The organism is Lacrimispora brassicae (assembly GCF_054772055.1).
The window spans coordinates 104,858-110,937 of sequence record NZ_BRYH01000002.1 but is presented as its reverse complement, the minus strand read 5'-3'; the positions used below and the strand labels follow the sequence as shown (position 1 = coordinate 110,937).

General features: G+C 43.6%; 5 protein-coding genes and 7 tRNA genes. 9 read left to right on the top strand and 3 right to left on the bottom strand.

All coding sequences use genetic code 11. The annotated features are described in order from the left end of the window. Window positions 1-20 precede the first annotated feature (20 nt). From ACYVD3_RS01295 to ACYVD3_RS01265, 7 genes are all read left to right on the top strand, one after another. A tRNA-Asp gene (locus ACYVD3_RS01295) sits at window positions 21-94 on the top strand. 22 nt (window positions 95-116) lie between these two features. Continuing rightward, window positions 117-189: transfer RNA gene (locus ACYVD3_RS01290), tRNA-Val, on the top strand. A 36-nt stretch (window positions 190-225) separates the two neighbouring features. After that, a tRNA-Thr gene (locus ACYVD3_RS01285) sits at window positions 226-298 on the top strand. Between the two features lie 20 nt (window positions 299-318). Further along, a tRNA-Tyr gene (locus ACYVD3_RS01280) sits at window positions 319-399 on the top strand. 46 nt (window positions 400-445) lie between these two features. Next, window positions 446-519: transfer RNA gene (locus ACYVD3_RS01275), tRNA-Met, on the top strand. A gap of 48 nt (window positions 520-567) precedes the next feature. Next, window positions 568-640, top strand: a tRNA-Phe gene (locus ACYVD3_RS01270). Window positions 641-643: 3 nt separating this feature from the next. Continuing rightward, window positions 644-716, top strand: a tRNA-Lys gene (locus tag ACYVD3_RS01265). Between the two features lie 100 nt (window positions 717-816). On the opposite strand, the gene ACYVD3_RS01260 is transcribed toward ACYVD3_RS01265, so the two are convergent. Continuing rightward, window positions 817-1,047: a hypothetical protein gene (locus ACYVD3_RS01260; protein ID WP_460640697.1), complete on the bottom strand. Its 231-nt coding sequence runs from the start codon at window positions 1,045-1,047 to the stop codon at window positions 817-819. A 166-nt stretch (window positions 1,048-1,213) separates the two neighbouring features. On the opposite strand from ACYVD3_RS01260, the gene ACYVD3_RS01255 reads away from it, so the two are divergent. Both ACYVD3_RS01255 and ACYVD3_RS01250 read left to right on the top strand, forming a co-directional pair. Then, window positions 1,214-2,689, top strand: coding sequence for an aminotransferase class I/II-fold pyridoxal phosphate-dependent enzyme (locus tag ACYVD3_RS01255; RefSeq protein WP_460640696.1), 1,476 nt, complete (start codon window positions 1,214-1,216; stop codon window positions 2,687-2,689). 214 nt (window positions 2,690-2,903) lie between these two features. Next, on the top strand, window positions 2,904-3,491 hold the full coding sequence (locus ACYVD3_RS01250; RefSeq protein WP_460640699.1) for a guanylate kinase: 588 nt from the start codon (window positions 2,904-2,906) through the stop codon (window positions 3,489-3,491). A gap of 70 nt (window positions 3,492-3,561) precedes the next feature. Here the strand turns inward: ACYVD3_RS01250 and ACYVD3_RS01245 are convergent, their stop codons facing one another. Next, window positions 3,562-4,563 carry an ABC transporter permease gene (locus ACYVD3_RS01245; RefSeq protein WP_460640695.1) on the bottom strand — a complete coding sequence of 334 codons (1,002 nt, stop codon included), beginning with the start codon at window positions 4,561-4,563 and terminating at the stop codon, window positions 3,562-3,564. Beyond that, entirely contained in the window at window positions 4,563-6,065 is a 1,503-nt protein-coding gene (locus ACYVD3_RS01240; protein WP_460640694.1) for a sugar ABC transporter ATP-binding protein, read from the bottom strand. Before ACYVD3_RS01240 ends, ACYVD3_RS01245 begins: the two co-directional genes overlap by 1 nt. Window positions 6,066-6,080: the final 15 nt, after the last annotated feature.

The window sequence follows — 6,080 nt, the reverse complement described above, 5'->3', positions numbered from 1 at the left end:
AGTAACCTTCAATAAGTTTTGGCCTGGTGGCTCAGTTGGTTAGAGCGCCGCCCTGTCACGGCGGAGGTCGTGGGTTCGAGTCCCATCCGGGTCGTTTAAAACTAAATTTTGATCATGGGATCTTAGCTCAGCTGGGAGAGCATCTGCCTTACAAGCAGAGGGTCATAGGTTCGAGCCCTATAGGTCCCATTCGGTATGCAAAGCGACACGCATGAGAAGAGTTGTGCCGATGTGGCTCAATTGGCAGAGCAGCTGATTTGTAATCAGCAGGTTATCGGTTCGAGTCCGATCATCGGCTTGCATCACTAGAAAAAACATGGATGGGTTCCCGAGTGGCCAAAGGGGGCAGACTGTAAATCTGTTGCGACAGCTTCGATGGTTCGAATCCATCTCCATCCATTTGGTGATTAAAATCTTAATCACTGCATATAATATAAATAAATAACGCGGGGTGGAGCAGTCTGGAAGCTCGTCGGGCTCATAACCCGAAGGTCGCAGGTTCAAATCCTGCCCCCGCAATTTTTTTTGAGTAATTTTAGGAAAACGTGTACTAATGAAAGTGCATAGGCCCAGATAGCTCAGTTGGTAGAGCAGAGGACTGAAAATCCTCGTGTCGCTGGTTCGATTCCGGCTTTGGGCATATGGGATACTAGCTCAGGTGGTAGAGCACTTGACTTTTAATCAAGTTGTCCGGGGTTCGAATCCCCGGTGTCTCAGGACAAGCCTTGAAACAGAAATGTTTCAGGGCTTTTTATTGTGCAACAATTTTTGTAGATGCAGAGATTCGGGCAAGTAAAGTTGCTCATCGTAAAGGGGTCATTCATTGAATTCTACAATCACATAATACCCACGGTCATTGTGTTTTATCTCTCTTACAATTCCGTGGTCGGATTTGATCCGGTCACGTCCCATATAGCAGCCGGACATAGCCACGGCAGGGTCAATGATATAGCTGTAGCTGCTGGTTCCTTCCCTCTCTATGATCTGAACTTCATCTCCCGCTTTTACCAGACCGGGGCGCTCCATTTTAAATTCGATTAATCTCATGATAATCATCTCCTTTTTTATTCCCGAAATTATATTATAGCGCTGTGAGAAAAAATTGTAAAGAGAGGATAAGGATGCTATACTAAAAGGGTTAATTTATGTAGAAGAATGCAAAAAAACAGGGAAGTGGGCCAGTGGTTTATACAGTCGAAAGGCGGTTCATACTATGAATGAAACACCGAATTTATTAAAGAAGCTAATGGAATATGGGAAATCAGATTTTTATCCTTTTCATATGCCGGGACATAAAAGGCAGTGTAAAGGATCTTTTGCAGTTGATTTTCCAAATCCTTTTTCCATAGATATTACGGAGATAGACGGTTTTGATAATTTGCACCATCCGGAAGGGATTTTAAGGGAGTCCATGGAATGGGCTGCAGGAATTTATGGAAGCAGCAAGACTTATTATCTTATTAATGGCAGCAGCAGCGGAATACTCAGTGCTATAAGCGGGACCGTATCAAGGGGCGGTACCATTCTTATGAGCAGGAACTGCCATAAGTCAGCGTTTCATGGAGTTTTCCTCAATCAGTTAAAAACGGAATACATTTATCCACAAATCATACCAGAATTCGGTATCCAAGGTGGATTAATTCCGGAAAAAATAGAAGAGATGTTGATGAACCATCCGTCGATTCAGGCAGTGTTTGTAGTATCCCCAACTTATGATGGAATTGTATCTGATATTAAAGCTATTGCAGAGATCGTTCATAGGTTTCGCCTGCCTCTCATTGTGGATGAAGCTCATGGAGCACACTTTTCCTTTGGGAGAGAGGGGGAATTTCCGGTTTCCGCATTAGAGCTTGGAGCGGATGTGGTGATTCAAAGCCTTCATAAGACCCTTCCTTCCTTTACTCAGACGGCTGTTATGCATGTCAGGGAAGGATATGGGGATATGGGGAGATTGGACCGCTATGTGCATATGTATCAGACCAGCAGCCCATCCTACGTACTGATGGCGGGGATCGAGGGCTGTATACGCTATATGGTCGGGGAAGGCCTGGAACAGATGAAACTCTTTTCCGGTAAAATAGAAAAGATCCGAAAGGTTCTGTCTGGTTTGAAGCATCTTAGGCTTCTTACGGATCAGGAGAAGGGGTCGTATGGAATCTATGACATGGACCGTTCCAAGATCATTATTTCCACAAGGAGCACGGGAAAATCGGGGACCTGGCTGGATGACAGGCTGAGAAGGGAATATCATCTGGAAATGGAAATGTGCGGTTCAGACTATGTGACTGCCATAACCACTCTGGCTGATACTCAGGAAGGTCTTGAACGGCTGTGCAATGCCCTTCTTCATATTGACTCCGGGCTTTCCACGGAGGATGGTTGTGAAAGTAAGATCAGCTTATGTCCTGAGCTTGAGAGAACACCGGAATGCCGGCTGACCATTGCTCAGGCTATGGATGAACCCAGGTACAGGATCGCAATACCCGACGGAGAGGGAATGGTATCGGCGGAATTTGTTTATGTGTACCCGCCGGGGATTCCTATCGTTGTACCGGGGGAAGTTTTAAATAAGAAATCCATTGATCTGATCATGAAGTATAAGGAACTGGGCCTTGCGGTACAGGGAATGGAGGATGAGGATTCCAGAGAGCTTTATGTGGTTGATGAAGCAGGACTGGGTGGAAAGTAAAATTAAAGATAAGATAAAAGATCAGATAAAAGGTAAGATAAAAGATTAGATAAAAGATGAAATAAAAGGTAAGATGAAAGATCAGATAAAAGGTAAGATAAAAGCTGAGATAAAAGATAAGATAAAAGATGAAATAAAAGATGAAATAAAAGATGAAATAAAAGATCAGATAAAAGACAGAATAAAAGACAGAATAAAAGATGGAGCAGATGATATGGGAAAAATATTCTATGTAATGGGAAAGAGCGCTTCCGGAAAGGATACGATTTATAAAAGACTTTTAAAGAGGCTTCCCCAATTAAAGAAAGTTGTTTTATATACCACCAGACCGATTCGGGATGGAGAAAGGGATGGGGTGGAATATTATTTCACAACCAGAGATAAGCTGGAGGAATTCAGGAAAGAAAACAGGCTTATTGAGGAGAGGACGTATGAAACGATTTATGGGCCGTGGAGTTATTTTACTGTTGATGACGGTCAGGTTGATTTAGAAGGGAAAAATGGATATCTGATGATCGGAACCCTGGAATCTTATGAAAAGACAAGGGATTATTTTGGAAAGGACAGGCTGTTTCCTATTTATGTTGAGGTCGATGATGGAGATCGGCTTTTGAGAGCGATCAAACGGGAAAGGGGACAGAAGACACCAAAATATAAGGAGCTTTGCAGAAGGTTTCTGGCGGATGAGGAGGATTTTAAAGAAGAAAATCTCGTTCGATGCGGAATACATAGGCGATTCTGCAATCAGGATCTGGAAGCGTGCCTGGCTGAGATCGTAAAAGCTGTGACAGCAGAGCTGTAAATGGTTAAAATAAGCATGAAAGAGATATGGAATTCCATAGCGCCTTTCATGCTTATTTTAAAGTTGGCTTTTATTTAGCTGCAAGCCGTTTGGCTTTTGCTTCCATACGTGTTCTTGTTACATCGATAAATACGGCGGCAATGATTACAAGGCCGATAACAACGTACTGTACGGAACTTGAAGTATTTAAGAGTGTTAAACCATTTCGAATGGTAGAAATCATCAGGGCACCGATCAGGGTTCCCCAGATGGTCCCTTTTCCTCCCATAAAGGAAGCACCGCCAATAATACATGCTGCAATGGCATCCGTATCATATGGTGAGATAGCGGCAGAAGGATTGGCGACTGCGGAGCGCCCTACAATAACCAGACCGGCAATGGCGCACATAAATCCGGATAAACTGTAAACGAATATCAGTATATTATCGGAATTGATCCCGGAAAGGCGGGCAGCTTCCGGATTGCCTCCTACGCAGTAAATCATCCTTCCAAGAGCAGTTTTATTTAAAAAGAAATGATAGACCAGATAGATCAATATTAAAACTATAAAGCATAAAGGAATCCCGGAGAATCCGCCGGATATCTTAAATAAGTTGCTGGAACCTAAGAATGTAACGGCAGCCGGAAAGTCGGAGATGGTTTTTGTTGAGACAACCAGCAGTGCCAGGCCGCAAAGCACATTTTTCATACCCAGGGTTGAAACGAAAGGATGGGGAAGATGCATTTTTGTGAGCAATATTCCATTTAAGAAGCCCACGAAAACTCCGGTTAAGATACAGACCAGGATCAATACCAATGAGTTTGTAATGCCAAAAGAGTTTTTCAGCATACCCATCATACATGCGCACAGAATAGCATTGGCGCCTACAGATAAGTCGATGCCTGCTGTAATCAGCACCACCAGCATGGCCGCGGAAATCAGCCCGTTTACAGCCGTTTGCCTTAAAATATTCATCATATTATTGAGTGTAAAAAATTTATCTGTTGCCAAAGATAAAACAATGAATAAAAGAACCAAGGCCAGCAAAGGAGCCACCTTTCCAATCATATCTTTCATTTTATTCTTTTTCATCAAATTTTACCTCCCCAAGCAGCTTTCATGATTATTTCCTGATTCAGGACATCTGTTTTTTTCGAAAGTTCTCCCATGACTCTTCCTTCCCTCATGATGATCACCCGGTCACTCATTCCTATGATCTCCGGTAATTCGGAAGAAATCATGATAACACATTTTCCGGCACGGACCAGGCGGTTCATGATGTTGTACACTTCAACTTTGGCACCTACGTCAATTCCTCTGGTAGGCTCATCAAATATATAGATATCCGCGTCTGTATTGATCCATTTTCCGATGACCACCTTTTGCTGATTGCCGCCTGATAACTGCCCCACCACCTCATCGGCAGTGGGAGTTTTTATCTTTAAGTCGCTGATGGTTTCTTCCGCTAACTGATCGATCTGTTTTTCGTCAAAGAACAGGCCTTTCGTACAGCGTCTCATACTACTTAAGATAAGGTTCGTCCGGACTGATTGGGAAAGAACAAGACCTTGTCCTTTGCGGTCTTCTGTTAAAAATGCCATTCCGCAGCGGATGCCGTCTTTGGGTGATTTTATGACTGATTTTTTCCCGTTTACATAAATATCCCCGCTGTCATAGGGGTCAGCGCCAAACACGGCCCGGAATGTTTCGGTTCTGCCGGCGCCTACTAAGCCTGCAAAACCAAGGATTTCTCCATGGTTTGCATGAAAGCTCACATCCCTTAAAACACCTGCAGAGTTTAAATGTTCCACCCGCAGAGCCTCCGTACCGGTCTCCGCTTCAATTTTCGGATATTGATTATCCAGTGTTCTGCCTACCATGGCTGAGATCAGGGAATCGTTATCCAATTCATCAGTATTTTTTGTCAGGATGTGTTCTCCATCTCTCATGACCGTTACACGGTCGCACAGCTCAAACAGCTCCTCCAGTTTATGGGACACGAACAGAATTGCAATGCCTTTTTCCTTTAAGGAACGGACCGTTTTCATTAACTGTTCCACTTCCTTTTCCCCAAGGCTGGAGGTAGGTTCATCCATGATGATGAGTTTTGCATCGATCAGGACGGCTTTTGCAATTTCTACCATCTGCTGGATTCCCATGCCATAGGAACCGCATTCCTTTTTTACATCAATGTCCTGCCCTAGAGAAAGCATAACTTCATGGGCCATTTCATGCATTTTAGTATATTCCAGAAACGGGCTGCCTTTCTTTTTTAAGGCTTTGTTAATAAAAATATTGTCTGTGACAGAAAGGAGCTTTACAATGTTTAATTCCTGATATACACAGGCAATTCCCGCAGTGGCAGCTTCATTAGGATTCTTAAATGAAACTTTGCTCCCTTCTATGTAAATGGTGCCTTCTTCCGGAATGTGTACACCGGTTAAAACCTTGATCAGGGTGGATTTTCCGGCACCGTTTTCACCGATCAGCCCGTGGATCTCGCCAGGTTTGATCTGCAAGGACATGTTTCGCATTGCGACTACACCAGGGAAGCGTTTTGTAACACCTTTCAGCTCAACCAAATAATTACTCATAATGCCGCCAAACCT

What these genes read in the sequence shown, in the direction of transcription:
- ACYVD3_RS01250 (WP_460640699.1), top strand. Translation starts at nt 2,904, where the DNA reads ATGGGAAAAATATTCTATGTAATGGGAAAGAGCGCTTCCGGAAAGGAT.
- ACYVD3_RS01240 (WP_460640694.1), bottom strand. Translation starts at nt 6,065, where the DNA reads ATGAGTAATTATTTGGTTGAGCTGAAAGGTGTTACAAAACGCTTCCCT.
- ACYVD3_RS01255 (WP_460640696.1), top strand. Translation starts at nt 1,214, where the DNA reads ATGAATGAAACACCGAATTTATTAAAGAAGCTAATGGAATATGGGAAA.
- ACYVD3_RS01245 (WP_460640695.1), bottom strand. Translation starts at nt 4,563, where the DNA reads ATGAAAAAGAATAAAATGAAAGATATGATTGGAAAGGTGGCTCCTTTG.
- ACYVD3_RS01260 (WP_460640697.1), bottom strand. Translation starts at nt 1,047, where the DNA reads ATGAGATTAATCGAATTTAAAATGGAGCGCCCCGGTCTGGTAAAAGCG.